The 19,477-nt window shown below is 72.3% G+C and carries 24 protein-coding genes; all 24 read left to right on the top strand.

The features are described from left to right. Positions 1–10 precede the first annotated feature (10 nt). The 24 genes from AA75_RS06935 (at position 11) to AA75_RS06825 (ending at position 19,394) form a co-directional block, all read left to right on the top strand. The gene (locus AA75_RS06935; protein ID WP_051811955.1) at positions 11–1,837 is read left to right on the top strand and encodes a terminase TerL endonuclease subunit; all 1,827 of its coding nucleotides are present in this window, start codon (positions 11–13) and stop codon (positions 1,835–1,837) included. A gap of 18 nt (positions 1,838–1,855) precedes the next feature. After that, a complete protein-coding gene (locus AA75_RS49100; RefSeq protein WP_158515452.1) occupies positions 1,856–2,029 on the top strand; it encodes a hypothetical protein in 174 nt (57 codons plus the stop codon). A gap of 2 nt (positions 2,030–2,031) precedes the next feature. Further along, on the top strand, positions 2,032–4,050 hold the full coding sequence (locus AA75_RS06930; RefSeq protein ID WP_051811954.1) for a phage portal protein: 2,019 nt from the start codon (positions 2,032–2,034) through the stop codon (positions 4,048–4,050). A gap of 181 nt (positions 4,051–4,231) precedes the next feature. Continuing rightward, entirely contained in the window at positions 4,232–4,873 is a 642-nt protein-coding gene (locus AA75_RS06925; RefSeq protein ID WP_033818889.1) for a hypothetical protein, read from the top strand. A 39-nt stretch (positions 4,874–4,912) separates the two neighbouring features. After that, positions 4,913–6,130, top strand: a complete 1,218-nt coding sequence (locus AA75_RS06920; RefSeq protein ID WP_051811953.1) for a phage major capsid protein — start codon at positions 4,913–4,915, stop codon at positions 6,128–6,130. Positions 6,131–6,170: 40 nt separating this feature from the next. Continuing rightward, entirely contained in the window at positions 6,171–6,566 is a 396-nt protein-coding gene (locus AA75_RS06915) for a hypothetical protein (protein ID WP_033818888.1), read from the top strand. Between the two features lie 12 nt (positions 6,567–6,578). Next, a complete protein-coding gene (locus tag AA75_RS06910) occupies positions 6,579–6,902 on the top strand; it encodes a hypothetical protein (protein WP_033818887.1) in 324 nt (107 codons plus the stop codon). Between the two features lies 1 nt (position 6,903). After that, a complete protein-coding gene (locus AA75_RS06905) occupies positions 6,904–7,461 on the top strand; it encodes a hypothetical protein (protein WP_051811952.1) in 558 nt (185 codons plus the stop codon). Then, the gene (locus AA75_RS06900; RefSeq protein WP_033818886.1) at positions 7,458–7,796 is read left to right on the top strand and encodes a head-tail adaptor protein; all 339 of its coding nucleotides are present in this window, start codon (positions 7,458–7,460) and stop codon (positions 7,794–7,796) included. Before AA75_RS06905 ends, AA75_RS06900 begins: the two co-directional genes overlap by 4 nt. Beyond that, entirely contained in the window at positions 7,796–8,131 is a 336-nt protein-coding gene (locus AA75_RS06895) for a hypothetical protein (protein ID WP_033818885.1), read from the top strand. The genes AA75_RS06900 and AA75_RS06895 overlap by 1 nt, the downstream gene beginning before the upstream one ends. 1 nt (position 8,132) lies before the next feature. Next, positions 8,133–8,315 carry a hypothetical protein gene (locus AA75_RS06890; RefSeq protein WP_033818884.1) on the top strand — a complete coding sequence of 61 codons (183 nt, stop codon included), beginning with the start codon at positions 8,133–8,135 and terminating at the stop codon, positions 8,313–8,315. After that, positions 8,315–8,722 carry an HK97-gp10 family putative phage morphogenesis protein gene (locus AA75_RS06885; protein WP_033818883.1) on the top strand — a complete coding sequence of 136 codons (408 nt, stop codon included), beginning with the start codon at positions 8,315–8,317 and terminating at the stop codon, positions 8,720–8,722. The genes AA75_RS06890 and AA75_RS06885 overlap by 1 nt, the downstream gene beginning before the upstream one ends. Then, positions 8,719–9,138 (top strand): DUF3168 domain-containing protein, encoded by a 420-nt coding sequence (locus AA75_RS06880; protein WP_233288945.1) that lies wholly within the window; start codon positions 8,719–8,721, stop codon positions 9,136–9,138. The genes AA75_RS06885 and AA75_RS06880 overlap by 4 nt, the downstream gene beginning before the upstream one ends. 35 nt (positions 9,139–9,173) lie before the next feature. Beyond that, the gene (locus AA75_RS06875; RefSeq protein WP_033818882.1) at positions 9,174–9,587 is read left to right on the top strand and encodes a phage tail tube protein; all 414 of its coding nucleotides are present in this window, start codon (positions 9,174–9,176) and stop codon (positions 9,585–9,587) included. A gap of 47 nt (positions 9,588–9,634) precedes the next feature. Next, on the top strand, positions 9,635–10,030 hold the full coding sequence (locus AA75_RS06870; RefSeq protein WP_033818881.1) for a hypothetical protein: 396 nt from the start codon (positions 9,635–9,637) through the stop codon (positions 10,028–10,030). Between the two features lie 26 nt (positions 10,031–10,056). Then, positions 10,057–10,416 carry a hypothetical protein gene (locus tag AA75_RS06865; protein ID WP_199520275.1) on the top strand — a complete coding sequence of 120 codons (360 nt, stop codon included), beginning with the start codon at positions 10,057–10,059 and terminating at the stop codon, positions 10,414–10,416. Further along, complete coding sequence (locus AA75_RS06860) at positions 10,349–12,262, top strand: phage tail tape measure protein (protein WP_082526309.1); 1,914 nt, start codon at positions 10,349–10,351, stop codon at positions 12,260–12,262. The genes AA75_RS06865 and AA75_RS06860 overlap by 68 nt, the downstream gene beginning before the upstream one ends. 9 nt (positions 12,263–12,271) lie before the next feature. After that, on the top strand, positions 12,272–15,628 hold the full coding sequence (locus AA75_RS06855; RefSeq protein ID WP_051811951.1) for a hypothetical protein: 3,357 nt from the start codon (positions 12,272–12,274) through the stop codon (positions 15,626–15,628). An 8-nt stretch (positions 15,629–15,636) separates the two neighbouring features. Next, a complete protein-coding gene (locus AA75_RS06850) occupies positions 15,637–16,164 on the top strand; it encodes a hypothetical protein (RefSeq protein ID WP_051811950.1) in 528 nt (175 codons plus the stop codon). Continuing rightward, a complete protein-coding gene (locus tag AA75_RS06845; protein WP_051811949.1) occupies positions 16,157–16,480 on the top strand; it encodes a hypothetical protein in 324 nt (107 codons plus the stop codon). Before AA75_RS06850 ends, AA75_RS06845 begins: the two co-directional genes overlap by 8 nt. Next, complete coding sequence (locus AA75_RS06840) at positions 16,477–17,427, top strand: glycoside hydrolase domain-containing protein (protein ID WP_051811948.1); 951 nt, start codon at positions 16,477–16,479, stop codon at positions 17,425–17,427. Before AA75_RS06845 ends, AA75_RS06840 begins: the two co-directional genes overlap by 4 nt. Positions 17,428–17,439: 12 nt before the next feature. Next, positions 17,440–17,694 (top strand): hypothetical protein, encoded by a 255-nt coding sequence (locus AA75_RS06835; RefSeq protein ID WP_033818879.1) that lies wholly within the window; start codon positions 17,440–17,442, stop codon positions 17,692–17,694. Next, positions 17,691–18,014 (top strand): hypothetical protein, encoded by a 324-nt coding sequence (locus AA75_RS06830; protein WP_033818878.1) that lies wholly within the window; start codon positions 17,691–17,693, stop codon positions 18,012–18,014. The genes AA75_RS06835 and AA75_RS06830 overlap by 4 nt, the downstream gene beginning before the upstream one ends. Positions 18,015–18,164: 150 nt before the next feature. After that, on the top strand, positions 18,165–19,394 hold the full coding sequence (locus AA75_RS06825) for a helix-turn-helix domain-containing protein (protein WP_033818877.1): 1,230 nt from the start codon (positions 18,165–18,167) through the stop codon (positions 19,392–19,394). Positions 19,395–19,477: the final 83 nt, after the last annotated feature.

The raw sequence follows: 19,477 nt of genomic DNA, 5'->3' as shown, positions 1-19,477 counted from the left end.
GGGAGGAGCGATGGCCGCGCGCACCTCCGCCCGCCCGGCCGCCCGGTCCGGCGGCACCACCACCCGGCCGCCGCGGCGCCCGGGCGCCCGCCGCCGCCCGCAGAAGATCGACCACCACAAGCGCTGGCGGCCCGCCTCGCGCAAGGGCGGCCCGTGCGGCTACACCCTCGACGGCAAGACGTGCGCCCGGTCCGGCGCGCACTACTGCGAGCCGCGCGCCGACCGGGTGGTCAAGTTCTTCTCGGAGCTGCTGGTCCACCCGGCCGGCGCCCCCGCGAACACGCGGTTCGAGCCTGCCGCATGGCAGGAACACGAGATCCTGCGGCCGCTGTTCGGCGAGGTCGTGTGGTCCGAGCAGTGGGGCCGCTACGTCCGCCGGTACTCCCGGGCCACGATCGTCATGGCCCGCAAGAACGGCAAGAGCGCCCTGCTGTCGGGCATCCTGCTCTACCTCCTGGTCGGCGACGGCGAGGAGAGCGCCGAGGTCTACGGCGCGGCCGCCAACACCCGCCAGGCCTCGAAGGTGTTCGAGCCCGCGGTCAAGATGGTCCGCAAGTCGCCGCTGCTGAACGCCCGCCTTCAGCACATCAAGAACGCCCGGCGCCTGGTCGACGAGCGGACCGGCTCGCACTACGAGGTCATCCCCGCCGACGCGGTGAACGAGCTCGGCCACAACCCGCACGGCTTCGTCCTGGACGAGGTGCTCAGCCAGCCGGACGGGTCGCTGTGGGAGGCGATGCGGACGGCGACCGGCGCCCGGTGCCAGCCGCTGATGCTGGCCATCACGACCGAGACCAAGGACGGCGTCAGCTTCGGCGCCGCGTTCATCGACGAGGCCGACCGGGTCATGGAGCGGCCGGCCTCGGCGCCGCACCACTTCGTGTTCGTGCGCAAGGCGCCGCGGACCCAGGACGAACTCGACCGGCTGCACCGGCTGTTCCCCGGCCGGCCGGACCTGCCGGTGTCCATCGACCCCTGGGACGAGGCCAACTGGTACTGGCCGAACCCCGCCCTCGGCAGCTTCCTGAGCGTGCAGTCGCTGCGTGAGGAAGCGGCCGAGGCCCGCGAGTCCGCGCTGGCCGAGCAGGGCTTCCGGCAGTTCCGGCTCAACCAGCGTGTCTCGCACACCAGCCGCTGGATCACGATGGACCTCTGGGACGCCAACGCCCGCTCGATCGCGCCATCGCCCGACTGGATCGGCCAGGAACTCGAGGGGGCGCGATGCTGGGCTGGACTCGACCTCTCCTCCAAGCTCGACCTGACCGCGTGGGCCCTGCTGTTCACCGACGGGTCGGTGGTGTGGCGGATCTGGGCGCCCGAGTCCGTCGTCCAACCGCTGGACGACGCGACCGGCGGCGCCTTCGGGCAGTGGGCCCGCGACGGCTGGGTCACCCTGACCGACGGCGACACCATCGACTACGACCGGATCTACGCCGACGTCGACGCCGACCACCGGCGCTACTCGATCGTCGACGTCACCTACGACAAGTGGTGCGGAGAGCCGGTCCGCCAGGAGATCGAGAAGCGGACCCGGCTCACCCTGGTGGAGTCGAACACCACCTACCTGCGGATGACGCCGCCGATGGGCGAGCTGATGCGCACGCTCAAGGCGGGCGAGCTCGCCCACTACGGCAACCCGGTGGCCCGCTGGATGGCGGACAACCTGGAGTGCAAGAGCCCGGCCGACGACCCGGACCGGATCCGCCCGGTCAAGCCCGCCCGGGACAAGACCGGCAAGAGGATCGACGGCATGCCCGCGCTGCTGTTCGCGATCGATGGCCGGATGCGCGGCCTACCGCCGGTGTCCGTGTACGAGTCCCGAGGCCTGTCGGGCTGACCCCCCAAGGAGGAACCCGTGGACCGCTGGGACGTGCTCGCCCTGCTCGGCATCGTGCTGCTCGGCACCGGGCTGGCGCTGTTCGCCCCCTGGCTGGGCATCGCCACCGCCGGCGCCCTGTGCCTGGTTGCCGGGATCACCGGCGGCGTCCTCGCCGAACGCGCCGCCTCCACCAGCCGGAAGGGGAGCTGACGATGGGGCTGATCCGCTCCGCCGCCCGCGCGGCCGCCGGCCCCTCCTCCGGCCTGGCCACCCCCGAGCGCTGGGTGGAGGACTGGTTCGCCGGAGGCGCCTCCAGCGCCGCCGGGGTGCGCGTCTCCTACGAGACCGCCATGTACTACTCGCCGTTCTTCGCGGGCGTACGGGTCATCGCCGAGGACGTCGGCTCACTGCCGCTCCAGCTGTACGAGCGCCTGGATCCCCGCGGCAAGCAGCGCGCCCGCAGCCACCCGCTGTACGAGGTTCTGCGCTACAAGGCCAACCCGATGATGACCAGCCAGCAACTGCGCGAGACCCTCCAGGGCCACGCCATCACCTGGGGCAACGGCGTCGCCCAGATCGTCACCAACCCCCGCACCGGGGTGATCGAGGAGGTGTGGCCGCTGCGGCCGGACCGGCTGCGGATCTGCGCCCGCTGGACCGGCCCCGGCCGCTTCGAGCGCGTCTTCCAGTACCGCGACGACGTCAACGGCATCAAGGCCACCCTCCTCCAGGACGAGGTGCTGCACGTGGCCGGCCTCGGCTTCGACGGGGTCCGCGGCTACCCCATCGTGGAGTTCGCCGCCAACTCGATCGGGCTGGGCCTGGCCACCGAGACGCACGGCTCCAAGGTGTTCTCCAACGGCTCCGCCCCGGGCGGCGCACTCAGCCACCCGGGCGTCCTGTCACCCGAGGCCCGCTCCCGGATGGCTGCCGACTGGGAGAACATCCACAAGTCGATCAACAATGCCCACCGGGTCGCGATCCTGGAGGAGGGCGTCACCTGGCAGGCCGTCGGCATGCCCAACGACAGCGCCCAGTTCCTCGAGACCCGAAAGCTCCAGGTCACCGAGATGGCCCGATGGCTGCGCCTGCCGTCCCACAAGATCAACGACCTGGAGCGGGCGACCTTCTCCAACATCGAGCAGCAGCAGCTCGACTACGTGGCCAGCGCACTGAGGACGTGGCTGGAACGCTGGGAGCAGGCGATCTACACCCAGCTCCTGACCACCTCGGAGCGGCAGCGCTACTTTGCCGAGCACCTGGTCGACGCCCTGCTCCGAGGCGACACCCTGGCCCGCTACCAGGCCTACGCCGTAGGCCGGCAGTGGGGATGGTTGTCCGCCAACGACGTCCGGGAGAAGGAGAATCAGAACCCGGTCGAGGGCGGCGACGCCTACCTGGTGCCGCTCAACATGGTGCCCGCCGACCAGCCCCAGACCCCAGCCGCGGAGCCTTCGCGTACCGCGGCCCGGGCCCGGGCCCGCCGCTCGGCGGCCGCCCGCCGCAAGATCGCCGCGGCGTTCGCACCGAAGATCGAGGCGGCCGACGCTGCCCTGGTCGAGCTGGAGGCGAAGAAGGTCACTGCCCTGGCGGCCAAGCACCTTCCGGCCACCGACGGCACTGACCGCTCCCGCTCGGTGTCCGCGTTCCTCGCCGCCGTCACGACCTTCTACGAGAACACCGTCAGCTCCGAGACGATCTCCTCCTGGCTGCCGATCTTCTCGCTGCTGGCCGCCGACATCGCGACCGACGCCGCCGAGGACGTCGCGCACGACGGCGACATCGACCTGTCCACCTGGGTCGCCTCCTACACCAAGGCGCACACCGCCTACCGGGTGGCGTCCTCGATCGGCCAGCTGCGGGCCGCCGTCGACGGCGCGCCCGACGACCCGGCCGCCGCGGTCGCCGAGCGCCTCGCCAAGTGGGCGGCCGAGCGGCCCGAGCAGCTGTCCAAGTGGCAGACCGCCCAGCTCCCCAACGCGGCCGCCCGCGAGGCCTGGAAGGACGCAGGGGTCAAACGGCTCCAATGGATCACCTCCGGGAGCTCCGACTGCCCGTTCTGCGACCGCATGGACGGCAGGACCATCGCGATCGACAAGCCCTTCATCGCGGCCGGCGGGAAGGTCACCGGCGACGGCGAGGGCGAGGACCGCCCGAAGCTCGACGTCCACCGCGACACCTTCCACCCGCCGTTGCACCCCGGCTGCGACTGCCAGGTGCTGCCCGAATGACCGGCCGACCGCCGGCCCGCGACGGCCGGGCCGGCTGCCGCTGCTGCGGCTTTCGGATCGTCGACGCGGCCGGCTGGTGCGACACCTGCATCGGCCGCGGCCACCAACTGGTTCCCCTGCCTGCCCGCCCACCGCCCGGCCCCCTGCGGGACCGGCAGACCCGACATCCCGGGAGGACCCGATGACGCGCGTGTACCTGCGCGGCTACGCGCTGCGCGCCGCCGACGCCAAGCCCGACGGGCCGGTCCCGTTCGTCCTGGCCACCGAGGGCCGCAAAGCCGACGGCCTGGACCTGCGGATGAACACCCTCGACCTCGCCCGCTACCAGGCCAACCCGGTCCTGGGCTACGGCCACTCCTACTGGGGCCGCGACGGCCTGCCGATCGGCCGGGTGGACAACGCCCGCCCGGACGGCGACCGCCTGCTGGGCGATCTGGTGTTCGACCCGGACGACGACTTCGCGGTGAGGGTCGAGCGCAAGGTCCGCGCCGGGTTCCTCAACGCCGTGTCCGTCGGCTTCGACGCGCACGACATCGGCCGCGACGGCGTGCCCGCGCGCTGGGAGCTGTTCGAGACCAGCGTCGTCCCGCTGCCGATGGACCCGGACGCGGTCATGGACGCCGAGGGCCGGGCCCTGGCCCGGGCGCTCGGCGACGTCCGCGCCGGCAAGGTCCTGTCGGCGAAGAACAAGGGACTCGTCCAGGCCGCCGTCGACGCGCTCACCGCGCTCATGGACGCGGCCGCCACCGAGGACGGCACCCAGGACGACGGCCGCACCCAGCCCACCGACGACGCCATGCGCCGCGCGCGCCTGCGCCTCTGACCCCCGCATCCCGCACCACCACCACACGGAAGGGGCACCATGCCCAGCATCAGGGACCTCCAGGAGCGCCGCACCGAGCTCGGCGCCCAGGCACGCGCCATCATGGACGACGCCGAGGCGGCCGGCCGCGCGATGAGCGCCGACGAGGAGCAGACCTTCGACCGCCTCCTGGGCGAGCGCGACCAGGTCGACTCCACCATCGCCCGAGCCCAGCGCCTGCGCGAGGACGACCGCACCGAGGCCGAGCGCGCCGCCGAGACCGAGCGCACCGCAGGCAGCCGCGGAACCGACACCGACCAGCAGCAGGCGTTCCGCTCCTACCTCCTGGGCGGCCGAGCCGCCCTGACACCCGAGCAGGCCCGCGCGCTCAACATGGCGTCCGACCCCGAGGGCGGGTTCCTGGTTGCCCCGCAGGAGTTCGTCGCCCAGCTGCTCCAGAACGTCGACGACGCCGTGGACATCCGGCGCCTGGCGACCGTCCAGCAGCTCACCACCGCCGAGTCCCTCGGCGTGCCCACGCTGGACACCGACCTCGCCGACGCCGAGTGGACCACCGAGATCGGCACCGGCAGCCAGGACGACGCCCTGCGCTTCGGCAAGCGCGAGCTGCGCCCGAACCCGATGGCCAAGCGGGTCCTGATCTCCCGCACGCTGCTGCGCCGTGCGACCCTGTCGCCCGAGCAGATCGTCCGCGAGCGCATGGCCTACAAGTTCGGCGTCACCGCCGAGAAGGCGTACATGACCGGCGACGGCAACAAGAAGCCGCTCGGCGTCTTCACCGCCTCGGCGGACGGCATCCCGACGTCGCGCGACGTGGCGACCGGCTCCGCAACCGGGTTCACCGGCGACGGCCTGATCGACGCCAAGTACGCCCTCAAGGCCGCGTACTACAAGAAGGCGCAGTGGCTGTTCCACCGCGACGCGATCAAGCTGATCCGCAAGCTGCGCGACGACAGCGGCGGCGCCGGGGTCGGCAACTACATCTGGCAGGCCGGCCTGTCCGCGGACCGGCCGGACACCATCCTCGACCTGCCGTACAACGTCAACGAGTTCGTCCCGAACACCTTCACCACCGGCCAGTACGTCGGGATGCTCGGCGACTTCTCCTACTACTGGATCGCCGACTCGCTGGCCCTGGAGGTGCAGCGCCTGGTCGAGCTGTACGCCGAGGCCAACCGGATCGGCTTCATCGGCCGCCTGGAGACCGACGGCATGCCGGTCAAGCCCGAGGCCTTCGTCCGGCTGAAGACCACCTGACCGCCCGCCCCCGACCCGCCCCGAGCAAGGAGAGCACAGGATGAGGACCGACCTCGTCAGCCACCTCGACCCGGCCGTGACGCTGGCACCCGCGGCGGCCCGCACCGCCAGCGCCAACGGCACCGGCGTCGACCTGGCCAACTACGACGCAGTCATGGTCGAGATCCACGCAGGCGCGTGGACCGACGGCAGCCACGCCTTCGAGGTCCAGGAGTCGGACAGCTCCGGCTCCGGCTACACCGCGGTGGCCGACGCCTACCTGTCCGGCACCGAGCCGACCGTCTCCAGCGGCGGCACCGCCTCGCAGGTCTACAAGATCGGGTACCTGGGCATCAAGCGCTACCTGCGCGTGATCACCACGGTCTCCGGCTCCCCGTCCACCGGCGCCGTGTACGCCGCGACCATCGTGCGCGGCAAGCCCCGCGTCAAGCCGTAAGGAGGCCGACCGGTGCAGATCACCATGCTGACCCTGTCCGCGTCGCCCGAGGGCGTCCTGGAGCAGGGCAGGACGTACGACGTCCCCGGCGACGTCGCCCGGGCGCGGGCGGCCGAGCTGGTCGACGGCGGCTACGCGCGGATCATTGGCGCGCCCAAGCCCAAGCCCAAGGCGGAGCCCAAGTCGGCGGCGTCCGACCCGGGCGCCGGGTCGCTGGAGAAGATGACGGTGGAGGAGCTCCAGGCCTACGCCGCCGAGAACGACTACGACCTGGGCGGCGTGACGAAGAAGGCCGACATCCTGGCGGCCGTCCAGGCCGCCGAGACCGGGGGCTGACATGGCCTACGCCACCGCCGACCAACTCCGGCTGTGGCTGCGGCTGGACGAGGCGTTCACCGCCGACGAGCAGGAGCAGGCTGAGCTCCTGCTCGACCTGGCGGCCGGCGCCATCGAGGACGAGACCGGCCAGCCGCTGGAACAGGCCGACGACGTCGCGGTCCTGGACGGGTCCGGCACCGGCAAGCTGATCCTCCCGCGCTGGCCCGTCACCGCCATCGCCAGCGTCACGCTCCTGGACAGCGGCGACGTCCTGACCGAAGGCGTCCAGGAGGACTACACCTGGTCCAAGGCGGGGATCCTGTTCCGCCGGTGCGGCCGCTGGCCGTGCGAGCCCCAGGCCGTCGAGGTCGACTACACCGCCGGCTACAGCCCCGTCCCGGCCGGCCTCCAGCGCATCGCGCTGCGGCTGGCCGGGGACGCCTGGAACAACCCCGCCCGCCTGGCGTCCGAAACCCTCGGCGACCACGCGCGGTCCTGGGCCACACCGGGCGAGGCCAACATGGAGCTGAGCGAGGCCGACCGGCGGACCCTGACCCAGTACAAGGCCCGTACGTGAGCGGCATCGGGCACCTGCTCAACCGCGTGCTGGAGGTCTGGCGGCCGGCCGCAGTCCCGGACGGGGCCGGCGGCCAGGCCGTCGCCCTCGCCCTGGCCGGCGAGGTCCGCGCCAAGGTCGACCAGCCGTCAGCGTCCGACAGGACCCTGGCCGCACAGACCGGCTCCCGCCACACCCACACCGTGTACCTGCTGCCCACCGCCGACGTCGCCCGCGGCGACGAACTTCGCGGCGGCGGCCAGCGGCTGCGCGTGCACTCCGTCGTCGAGCCGTCCCGCCCTGACTACCGCAAGGCGGAGACCGAGCTGATCCAACCGGAAGGAGCGCCGCCCTGATGGCTGCCCTCACCCTGCACACCGTCCCCGTCGCGGGCGGCGCGTCCCTGACCGACAACCTGACCGCCGCGGCCGGCGGCGGCGACAGCGCCCCGGTCGGCCCCGGCCGGTTCCTGGCCGTCAAGAACGGCGACTCCGGTTCGCACACCGTCACCGTCGTTGCACCCGGCACCGTGTCCGGGCTCGCCGTCGCCGACGCCACGGTGACCGTCGCCGCCGGGAAGACCAGCCTCATCCCCCTGCCGCGGCTGTTCGCAGGCACCAACGGCCGGGCCGCCATCACCTACGACGGCGTCACCAACGTCTCCGTCGGCGTCTTCGAGCTGGGCGGCTGACATGGCCGGCACTAGCCCCGGCGACCGCCCGCCACCGCTGCCCCCGGACTCCCTGACCTGCCGCCAGGAGGCCGCCGCCGCCCTGGAGGGGGACGACGACCCGCAGCGGGCCATCGCCTGGGCGCTGCTCGGGATCGGCGCCGAGCTCGCCGCCCGCCGCCAGGCCGAGCGCCGGAACCGCTGATGGCCCGCGGCCGGCGCCCGCCCGGCGGCGGGACCCGCTCCGGACTGACCGTCAGCATCGAAGGCCTGGAGCGGCTTCGGCCCCGCCTCTCCGAGCTCGCCGAGGAGATCGTCACCGCCCTGCGCAAAGCGGTGCGCGAGTCCGCCGAGGACGTGCGGCGCGAGACCCTGCTGAACGTCCGCAAGGACACCGGCACCCTCCAACGCAAGCTGGACATCCGGTACAAGGCCGAGGGCCTGCGCGCCGAGGTCGGATGGTTCGACCGCGACGCCTACTATGCCGCGTTCCAGGAGTTCGGGACCAAGAGCATCACCGCCAGGCCGGCGCTCGGCCCCGCCATCGAGGCCGAGCGCAACCGGATCAAGGACCGGCTCAGCGACGAACTGCGAAGGGAGCTCGGCCTGTGACCGCCATCGCGCCGATGGGCCCTGTCCAGCAGGCCGTCTACGAGGCGCTGACCGGCGACACCGCCCTCACGGACCAGATCACCGGGGTCTTCGACTACGTGCCCGAGGGCACCGCCTACCCGTACATCGTGATCGGCGAGTCGGTCGAGACCCCCGACAACCGGCACGGCGCCCTCGGCCGGCAGACCGTACTCACCCTGCACATCTGGTCGCAGTACCGCGGCCACGCCCAGTGCCTGGCGATCGGCGCCCGCGTCATGGCCCTGCTCGACCACCGGCCGCTCGCCGTCACCGGGCTGCGGCACGTCGCCACCCGCTACGAGATGGGCCAGACGCTGACCGACCCGGAGCCGCCCGGCGACATCCGGCACCTGGTCCACCGCTACCGCGTCGTCACCGAGCAGGACGGCGCCTGAGCACCCTTCACCCACACACCTGAGGAGGCACCGGCATGGCCGGAATCGACGGATTCGGTACCCAGCTCAAGAGGGGCGACGGCGGCGGCCCCGAGGTCTACACCGCAGTCGCCAACGTCACCTCGATCAGCCCGCCGGGCCTGTCCCGCGAGACCCTCGACGTCACCACCCACGGCTCACCGAACGGGTGGATGGAGTTCATCGGCGGCCTCAAGGACGGCGGCGAGGTCAGCGCGGACGTCAACTACGACCCGTCCGAGCACGACTCCCTCATCGACGACTTCGAGGACAGCGAGCCCCGGTCCTGGCAGATCGTCTTCCCCGACGACGCGACGACCACGTGGACGTTCGACGCGATCCTCACCGGCCTGGAGCCGGATGCCCCCTACGACGACAAGCTGACCGCGAGCCTGACCTGGAAGGTCTCCGGCAAGCCCGTCCTGTCCTGAGCACCCCACCCGCCCGACCGAGTACAGCAGAAAGGAGCGGTGCCCCGATGGCGCTGCTGAGCAAGGACCAGATCAAGGCCGCCAACGACCGCACGTGGGAGGACGTCGAGGTGCCCGAGTGGGGCGGCGAGGTGCGGATCCTCTCCCTGTCCGGCACCGACCGCGACGGCTGGGAGCAGTCGATGATGGTGCTGGGTCCCAACGGCACCATGCAGCGCCGCAACCTCGTCGACGCGCGCGCCAAGCTGCTCGTCAAGTGCCTGGTTGACAAGGACTTCCAGCGGCTGTTCGACGAGAAGGAGGTCCGGGACCTGGCCGGGAAGGACGGCGCCGTGCTCGACCGGCTGTTCGACCGGGCGCGCAAGATCTCGGGTCTCGGCAAGGATGCCAAGGAGCAGGCCGAGGGAAACTCCGAGGCCGCCCAGAGCGGCTCTTCTACCTGAGGCTGGCGGGCCACCTGGCGATGCCGGTGGCCGAGCTGCTCGCCCGGGTCAGCTCGGCCGAGCTGACCGAGTGGATGGCCTACGAGCGGATCACCGGTCCGCTCGGCCCGGAGCGCGGCGACGCCCTGCACGGCATCCTCACCGCGACCGTCGCCAACACCGCCCGCTCCAAGGGCCGCAAAGCCCGGCCGCAGGACTTCATCCCGCAGTGGGCCGGCAAGGTCCGCCAGGACTGGACCGAGATGCTCGCCGCGGTCCGCGCGGCCAACCGCGCCATGGGCGGCGCCGACCTGACCGAACACGGGAGAGGAGACGCCGATGTCGATCATGGAGGAGCTCCTGGTCGCGGTCGGCATGGACGCCGACGGGCTGACCGCCGACGCTGACCGCGCCGCCAGCGGCGTCGAGAAGTCCCTGAACGGCATCGCGGGCGCAGCCGCCGGCCTCGGCGTCGGCGGGGCCTTCGCCATGGCCCTGGACTCTGCGATGGACATCACGGCGACTACCAACAAGCTGACCAACCAGCTCGGCCTCACCGAGGACGAGGCGGCCCGGGTCGGCCATGACTCCGCCGCCGTCTATGCCGCCGGCTGGGGCGAGTCGGTCGACCAGATCGGCGAGGCGCTCGGCGCGGTCGAGTCCAGCATCGGCGCCCTCGGCACCACCAGCGATGCCCAGCTCCAGCAGATGACCAAGGAGGCACTGGCCCTCGCCGACACCTTCGAGTTCGACGTCGGCGAGGCCACCCAGGCCGCCGGCAACCTCATCAAGTCCGGCCTGGCCAAGGACGGCGAGCAGGCCTTCGACCTCCTGACCGCAGCCGCCCAGAAGCTCCCGCCGGCGCTGCGCGAGGAACTGCCCGCGCTCACCAACGAGTACAGCACGTTCTTCAGCCAGCTCGGCTTCTCCGGCGAGGACGCCTTCGGGGTCCTGGTCGAGGCAGCGCAGAACCCCATCTTCGAGCTCGACAAGGTCGGCGACGCGCTCAAGGAGCTGTCCCTGCGCCTCGCGGACACCGCCACGGTCACCGACCCGCTCAAGTCCATTGGCCTGGACGTCGCGAAGATCCAGAAGCTGGTCAACGAAGGCCAGGGCACCGTCGCGTTCGACGAGATCATCACCGGGCTCAAGGGCGTGCAGGACCAGACCAAGCGCACCGCGATCCAGGCCGCGTTGTTCGGCGGCCCCGGCGAGGACATGGGCAACACCCTGCTCCAGCTGGAAGCGACCGGCGCCGCGGCCAACGCGGGCCTGGAGGACGCGGCTGGCGGTGCCGCAAAGATCGCCGCGTCCATGCAGTCCAGCCCCGCCCAACAGCTGGACTCCATCATGCGGACCCTGTCCACCACGCTCGGCGAGGCGCTCGCACCCGCTCTGAAATGGGTCTCCGACTTCCTCCAGGACAACCCGGGGCTGGTGTCGGCGCTGACCCCGGTGATCATCGCGCTGGCCGCCGCCCTCGCCGTGTGGACCGCCGTCCAGTGGGCGCTCAACTCCGCGCTGCTGGCCAACCCGCTGACCTGGGTGGTCCTCGGGATCGTCGCCCTGGTCGCCATCCTCATGGTTGCCTGGCAGCGCTCGGACACCTTCCGCGAGATCGTGACCGCCTGCTGGGAGGCAGTCTGGTCCGTCCTGAAGGGCGTGTTCACCTGGATCACGGGCACCCTGTGGCCCGGCGTACAGGCCGCCTGGTCCGCGATCTCCAACGGCGCGGTCGCCGCCGCGACGTGGATCCGGGATGCCTTCAACTCTGTGGTCGGGTTCGTGACCGGCCTCCCGGGCCGGATCGCGGCGGCCGCGGCGGGGATGTGGGACGGGATCACCCACGCCTTCCGGTCGGCGATCAACTGGATCATCGGCAAGTGGAACGGCCTGAGTTTCGGGATCCCGTCCATCTCGATCCCGGGGATCGGCACCGTCGGAGGCGGCTCGTTCCGGGTCCCGCAGATCCCGATGCTTGCGTCCGGCGGCGTCGTTCCCGCCACGTCCGGCGGCATGCTCGCGCTGCTCGGCGAGGGCGGCCAGGACGAGGCCGTTGTGCCGCTCGACCGCCTCGACGGGATGCTCCGCTCCGTCGCCGGGGCCGTCCGCAGCACCGGCAGCGACACCGGCGTCTGCACGACCCGGGTGGTCCTGGACGTCACCGGCGCCGACCAGGAGCTCAAGGCCCTGTTCCAGCGCATCGTCAAGATCGACGGCCGCGGTGACGTCCAGACCGCCTTCGGCCAGTAGGGAGCCCCCGTGTCCTTCCCCACCGACCCGCTCACCACCCTCGTCGAGATGAGCGTCGACGGCACCACCTGGACCGACATCACCGACGACGTCTACAACCGCGACCCGATCGTCATCACCGGCGGCCGCTCCCGCGAGGGCGCCCGCGTCGACCCCGGCAAGTGCAGCCTCACCCTCGACAACCGGTCAGGGCGCTACTCGCCGCGCAACCCGCTGGGCCCCTACTACGGGCGCATCGGCCGCAACACCCCGCTTCGGGTGTCGGTCAAGGAGGGCCCGCCGTTCCTGCGCTTGTCCGGAACGGCAGGGTCCCGCGCCGGCACCCCCGACCATGCCTCGCTGGACATCACCGGCGACCTGGACGTGCGGGTCGACGTGACCGCTACCGAGGGCAACGTCTGGTTCACGGGTGCCAGCTGGGAGCTGATCGGCAAGTACGACAGCCTCTCGGGCAACCAGCGCAGCTGGCGGCTCCTGATCTTCGGCGGCGCCCTGCTCTTCGCCTGGTCGACGGACGGCACTGGCGCCGGCGCGCAGCAGATCACCTCCGCGCATCTGCCCGCCCCGGGCGCCGGCCGCCTGGCGGTCCGGGCCACCTTGGACGTGAACAACGGCGCCGCAGGCTACACGGCGACCTTCTACACGGCCGCGTCCATGGCCGGCCCCTGGGTCCAGCTCGGTGACCCCGTCGTAGGTGCGGGCGTGACGTCGATCTTCGCCGGCACGGCGCCGCTGGAGATCGGTGACCTCACCGGCGTGGCCGCGACGCCCATGCCCGGCCGGGTGCACGCCGCCCAGGTCCGCTCCGGCATCGGCGGCACGATCGTCGCCGCCCCGGACTTCACCGCCCAAGTCCCCGGCACCACGAGCTTCGCCGACTCGGCGGGCCGCACCTGGACCCTCGCGGGCGACGCCGAGATCACCGACCGCCGCCCGCGGTTCACCGGCGAGATCGCCGAATGGCCGCCCAACTGGACGACGGACGGCTCCGACCAATGGACCACCGTGGTTGCGGCCGGCCCGATGCGCCGTCTCGGCCAGGCCAAGACGCCGCTCCAGTCGCCGATGCGCCGTGAACTTTCCAACCCGGCCCGGGCCGGGATCGTCGCGTACTGGCCGATCGAGGACGGCACAGGCGCGACGTCCGTCGCCTCGGCGATCCCCGACGCCCCGCCGATGGAGATCACCGGCACCATCAACCCCGCCCGCTACACCGGCTGGAACGCCTCGCTGCCGCTGCCGACCCTCGGCGACGGCCGCCTCACCGGCACCGTCCCCGCCTACAGCGGCACCGGGGAACTGTCCCTGCGGCTGTTCCTCGCCGCCCCGGCCGCCGGGATCGCCGCGGAGCGTCGCCTGCTGACCTTCACCGGCACCGGCACGGCCCCCACCTGGGCCGTCTGGCTGGAGACGGACGGCGATGTGACCCTGCGCGCCTACGACAGCACCGGCACCGAGCTGTTCAACTCCGGCTCCGTGCCGGTCGGCGCCAACGGCCGGCAGCTCAGCCTCGGCGTGGAACTCGTCCAGTCCGGCGCCGACATCAACTGGGCCATCTTCAGGTTCGCCCTCCCAGATCTGTCCAACCTCGTTCTGTCCGGGACGCTCGTGTCCCGCACCTTCGGCCAGATCACCGCCATCACCATCGGCGAGCAAGGAGGCCTCGGCGAATCGGCGGTCGGCCACCTCGCCCTCGCCAACGACACCGACGCCTATGCCAACACCGCCCAGGCCCTTGTCGCGTGGAGCGGGGAGTACGCCCAGGACCGGATCGTCCGGCTGTGCATGGAGAGCCAGATCCCGCTCACCACCTACGGGGAGCGCACCGACACGGCCCCGCTCGGACCGCAGACCACCGACACCATCCTCAACCTGCTGGAGAGCGCGGCTGCCGCCGACGGCGGCCTGCTGTGCGAGCGCAGAGACAGCCTCAGCCTCGCCTACCGGGCACGCGCCACGTTCTACAACCAGCCCGTCACGCTCGCCCTGGACTTCGAGACGCCCGGAGAGGTGCCCCCCGGGATCCGGCCGGTGGACGACGACCAGAACATCGCCAACGACATCACGATCAAGAGGGATCAGGCATCGAGCGCCCGGGCCGTCCTGGACGAGGGGGCGCTGTCCGTCCTCGACCCGCCGGACGGCGTCGGCCGGTACGACATCTCCACCCCGCTCAACCTCTACTCCGACGACCAGTGCGCCGACCAGGCCGGATGGGCACTGCACCTCGGCACGGTCGACGAGGCCCGCTACCCGCGGATCCCGGTCAGCCTCACCGCGGCCCCGCAGCTGATCGAGGCCACCACCGCCCTCGGCCTGCGCGACGTCCTCACCCTCGACAACCCGCCCGACGGGCAGCCGCCGGACCAGATCCGACAGCTCGCCGAGGGCTACACCGAGACCCTCACCCGGGCCACCTGGGACCTGGTGCTCAACTGCTCGCCCGCCCGGCCCTGGGACGTCGCCACCCTCAGCGACACCGCGCTCGGGCGCCTGGACACCGGCGGCAGCGCCCTGGCCTCGGCCGCCAGCAGCGCCGCCACCGGCCTGACCGTCGCCACCACCAACGGGCCGGCCTGGACCACCGACCCGGCCGACCTGCCGTTCGACGTCGTCCTGGGCGGCGAGCGCGTCACCGTCACCGCGGTGGCGCCCTGGCTGTCCGACGCATTCACCCGGTCCGTGTCGTCCGGCTGGGGCAGCGCGACCAGCGGCCAGACCTGGGCCACCGCCGGCGGGTCCGCGTCCGACTACGGGGTCACCGGCACCGCCGGGACGCACACCGTCGGCAGCACCTCGGTCAGCCGCTGGTCTTCCATTGCGGTGGCGCACCCCGACTCCGACACCACCGTCACGGTGTCGACGTCCGCGCTCGCCGCCGGGGCCAGCCAGCTGGTCGCCCTGGCGGCCCGCTGGAGCGGCGACAACGACCAGTACCAGGCCCGGGTCGAGCTCACGACCGCCCAGGCTGTGATCCTCAGTCTGCGCCGCCGGGTCGCCGGTGTGGAAACGCAGCTCGCCGCGCTCACCCTGCCCATCACCCACACCGCGGGCGGCCAGATCAAGGTCCGCCTCCAGGCCTACGGCACCGCGCTGCGGGCCAAGGCCTGGCCGGCGGCCTCGGCCGAACCGTACGACTGGCACGTCACCGCGACCGACACCGCCATCACCGCGTCCGGGTCGGCCGCGCTCCGCTCCAACCGGGTCTCGGGCAACACCAACACCACCCTGGTCGTCAGCTGGGACAACGTCAGCACGACGTCGCCGCAGCTGCTGACCGTCACCCGGTCCGTCAACGGCATCGCCAAAGCCCAGTTGGCCGGCGCCGACATCCGCTTGGCCCAGCCGATGATCCTCGCCCTGTAGGAGGCAGCATGGTCCTCGCCGTACCCGCGCCGCCCGTGCGCGCCGCCGGGAGCCGACTCACCGCGCCGGTCTACGGCGCCGACGTCACCGACGACATCACGTTCCTGGCGAACACACCGCTGTTCATCGGCACGCAAACCGTCGCGCAGAGCATCCCGAACAACACGATCACCTCGCTGACGCTCGACAGCGAGACCGTCGACACCTACAACGGGCACTCCACCAGCGTCAACACCTCGAGATACACCCCCACCGTGCCGGGCTACTACGAGGTCAACGGCGTCTACGGGCCGGCGGCCAGTGCCAGCGGCAACCGGTTCCTGTTGGTGGCCAAGAACGGCGTCGCCACGGCCCTCGGCCAGGGCGGCGGCGCGGCCGCGGCCGCCACGAACACCGGGTCCGTACAGGTCACCGACACCGTGTTCTGCAACGGCAGCACCGACTACATCGAGATCCGAGCCTTCCAGAACTCCGGCGGCGCCCTCAACACCGCGCCGTCCCCAACCGGCATGACAGTGAGGTGGGTCCATGCCTGACGACCTGACAGTCCAGGCCGCGCCATCGTCGCACCCCTGTGCGCTCGACGGCTGCCCCGAGGCCGTCCTCGTCCAGTGGCAGCGCCGCATCGACGAGGACAGCACCGCCGCCGTGTACGCGTGCGGGCGGCACGCTCTGACGCTCGACCTCGCGGCGCAGGTCCACGCAGCGACCTGCGGCGCGCCGGACCCGAAGCTGCTCCCGGAGTGCGGCTGCACCCCGGAAACGCTGCCGCCGCCCATCGAGGCGCCAGTGCTCGGCACCGTCACCCTGCCCACCGGCTGGACCCTGCCCGCCCCGATGGAGGCGCTGTGACGATCCTCGGCGTCGACTACCCGTGGACGCACCCCGCCCCGGCCGCTCTGAAGGCGGCCGGCGCCCAGTTCGCGATGCGCTATCTGTCCACGGACGCCACCAAGAACCTGACCCGCCGTGAGGCCGACGCGCTGGCCGCCGCGGGCATCTGGTCCGGGGTGGTGTGGGAGACCACCGCCGGGCGGGCCCTCGCCGGGCAGGCCGCCGGCGCCGCGGACGCCCGCGCCGCCCTGGCCCAGGCCCAGGCATGCGGCATGCCGAGCTCGCGACCGATCTACTTCGCCGTGGACACCGACACCACGTGGGGCGCTGTGCTGCCCTACTTCCGCGGCGTCACCTCGGTTCTGCCCCCCGCCCGGGTCGGCGTCTACGGCGGCATCCGGGTCGTGGCCGGCGCCGCCGACTCCGGACTCGTCCAGTGGTACTGGCAGGCATCCGCCTGGTCCGGCGGCCGGTGGGACCCGCGGGCGCACATCCGGCAGCTCGGCTACATCACCATCGGCGGCATCGAGTGCGACCGCAACACCGCCCAGCTCGCGGACTACGGGCAGTGGATGCCCGGCCGCACCCCGGAGGAGACCGACATGCCCCTGACCGATACCGACATCCAGCGGGTGGCCGCGGCCGTAGTGCCGGCGGTCGTCTCGGCCCTGCTGCAGGCGCAGGTGCCGCGCGTGAACGGCAAGTGGGAGCAGGACCCGGCCCGGCCCGGCGTCGAGCTCCAGTGGCTGCTGGCCGGCATCGCGCCGACCCAGTACCAGCTCGCCGACGTCCAGGCCCAGCTCACCGCCCAGGGCGCGGCGGTCAACACGCTGGCCCAGCTCGCTGCCCAGCAGCACCCGGACATCAACGTCGACGCACTCGTCGCCGAGTTCAAGGCCGAGCTCGCCAAGCTCGACCTCCGCCTGACCGTCACCCCCAGCACGCCCGCCCCGTCCGCAGGCTGACAGGAGACCGCCATGACCGACGCCACCCGCCGCACCATCCGCACCACGATCTGGACCGTCGCCGCGGTCGCCGCGGCGCTGCCGCTGCTGATCCACACCGCGGGCCTGCCCGACGCGCTGCCCGGCATCGGCACGGTGATCGGCGTGTCCGCCGCCATCACCCGCCTCGCCGCGCTTCCCACCGTCGACCAGCTGCTGCCGGCCTGGCTCCGCAAGGAGGCGGCCCGGGCCGCTCTGCCGCCCCTCGACTCCCCGGAGGCTCGATGAGCGACGGCACCGGGATAGCCCAGGTCGACACCCTCGTGGTCTGGTGCGTGGCCGGAGCCGCCATCACCGGCGCCCTCGGCCTGCTCTGGAGGCTCACCCGCGGAGTCCGCGCCATCGCGCACCAGCTCGACCAGGTCGCCGAGGACTGGTCCGGCACCCCGGCCCGGCCCGGCGTCCCCGCCCGCGCCGGAGTGATGGAACGGCTCGGCCAGATCGAGTCTCGCCTGGGCGCCGTCGAGCACGAACTCCACCCCAACAGCGGCGCCTCACTCCGAGACGCCGTCGACCGCGTCGAGCGATCCGTATGCGCGAGCGACTGACCGGCACTCAGCCACCGCCCCCTACCCGGCCTCGGCCGGGTAGGGGGCGCTTCGTCGTGCCCGGCAACCATAAATTCACAGGGCCAGGCTCCCGTACGGCCTGCTTGCGTCCTACCCTGCTGGGAGGACCGATCCCGAGCTGGGGGCACCATGAGCGGCGAGACCATCGGCGCGCGCATCCGCGAGCACCGCAAGATCCGACGTCTGTCCGTCCGCGAGCTGGCCACCCGGGTGGCCGTCTCGCCGAGCGCCATGGAGAAGTACGAGAGCGGCGCCCGGAACCCGGCGCCGGGCCTGGTGGTTAGGATCGCGCGGGCTCTGGCGGTCGGCCCGGAGCGGCTGACCGGGCAGCCCTACCTCAACGGCAGCGAGACCGAGGACCAGGCGCAGGCTGTGATCCCCGAGCTCCGGCGCATCATGCTGACCTACGACAGCCCTGACGACCTCGGGGCGGTGCCGCGGCCGCTGTCCGTGCTGGGCGCCGAGATGTCCGAGGTCGCCCGGATGCGGCAGGCCGGCTCGTACGTCCCGATGGGGCCGCTCCTGCCGCCGCTGCTGTCCGAGCTGACCCAGGTCGCACTCACCACCGCCGGGCGCGAGCAGGCCCAGGCGTACCTCTTGCTGGCTACGGGCTACCGCGCGGCCAACTCGCTCTCGCACAAGCTGGGTTACCACGACCTCAGCTTGACCGCGATCGAGCGCGTCCGGTGGGCAGCGGACCGATCCGGCGACCCGTTGATGCAGGTCACCGGCGCCTACCTCAAGGCTGGCGCGATGCTCAGGATGGGGTCCTACGCCTCGGCCCGCCGGCTCCTGACCGGCCTCGCCGACGAGGTGCTTCGGCTGTCCCCGGAGGAGTGCCCGACCGAGGCTCACAACGCCGTCCTGGGCGCCCTCTACCTCAAACTCAGCATCCTGGAGGCCCGGGACGGCCAGCCAGCCCGGGCGGCCCAGTACCTGGACGACGCCCGCCACGTCGCCGCCCTGCTGCGCAACTCCGACACAGACCACTACGAGTTGAGCTTCGGCCCGACGAACCTCCGCATCCACGAGGTGGCCGGCCTGATCGACGGCGGCGACACCGAGCAGGCCCTGGCCCGCCTGCGAGAGTGGGGCGCGGAGCAGGGCGCGGACGAGTGGACGCTGCCCGCCGACCTGCCGGCCGAGCGCGCCTCCCACCACCACATCGACGTGGCCTCGGCGAAGTTGGCCCGCGGCGACCGCGCCGGATCGGCCCGGGCGCTCCGCACTGCCCGTCGGCTGGCCCCCAACCACACCAGGTTCCACCCCACCACCAGGGCGACCGCGGCCACCCTGGTCCGCCTCGACCGGAACCCGTCCGAGGACGTTGCCGAGCTGGCTCGCTGGGCAGGAGTCTGACGCCCTGTCAAGGGCGAGGCTGAAAGTTCACCCCGCACAAAGTGTGCGGAAACTGGCCTCACAGATTGGGACGATCCCCTCAC

It is taken from the genome of Kitasatospora sp. MBT63, assembly GCF_000710465.2.
Taxonomy (GTDB): domain Bacteria; phylum Actinomycetota; class Actinomycetes; order Streptomycetales; family Streptomycetaceae; genus Kitasatospora.
Note: the sequence above shows the minus strand (reverse complement) of the source record. Positions and strands in the feature narration are given on the sequence as shown.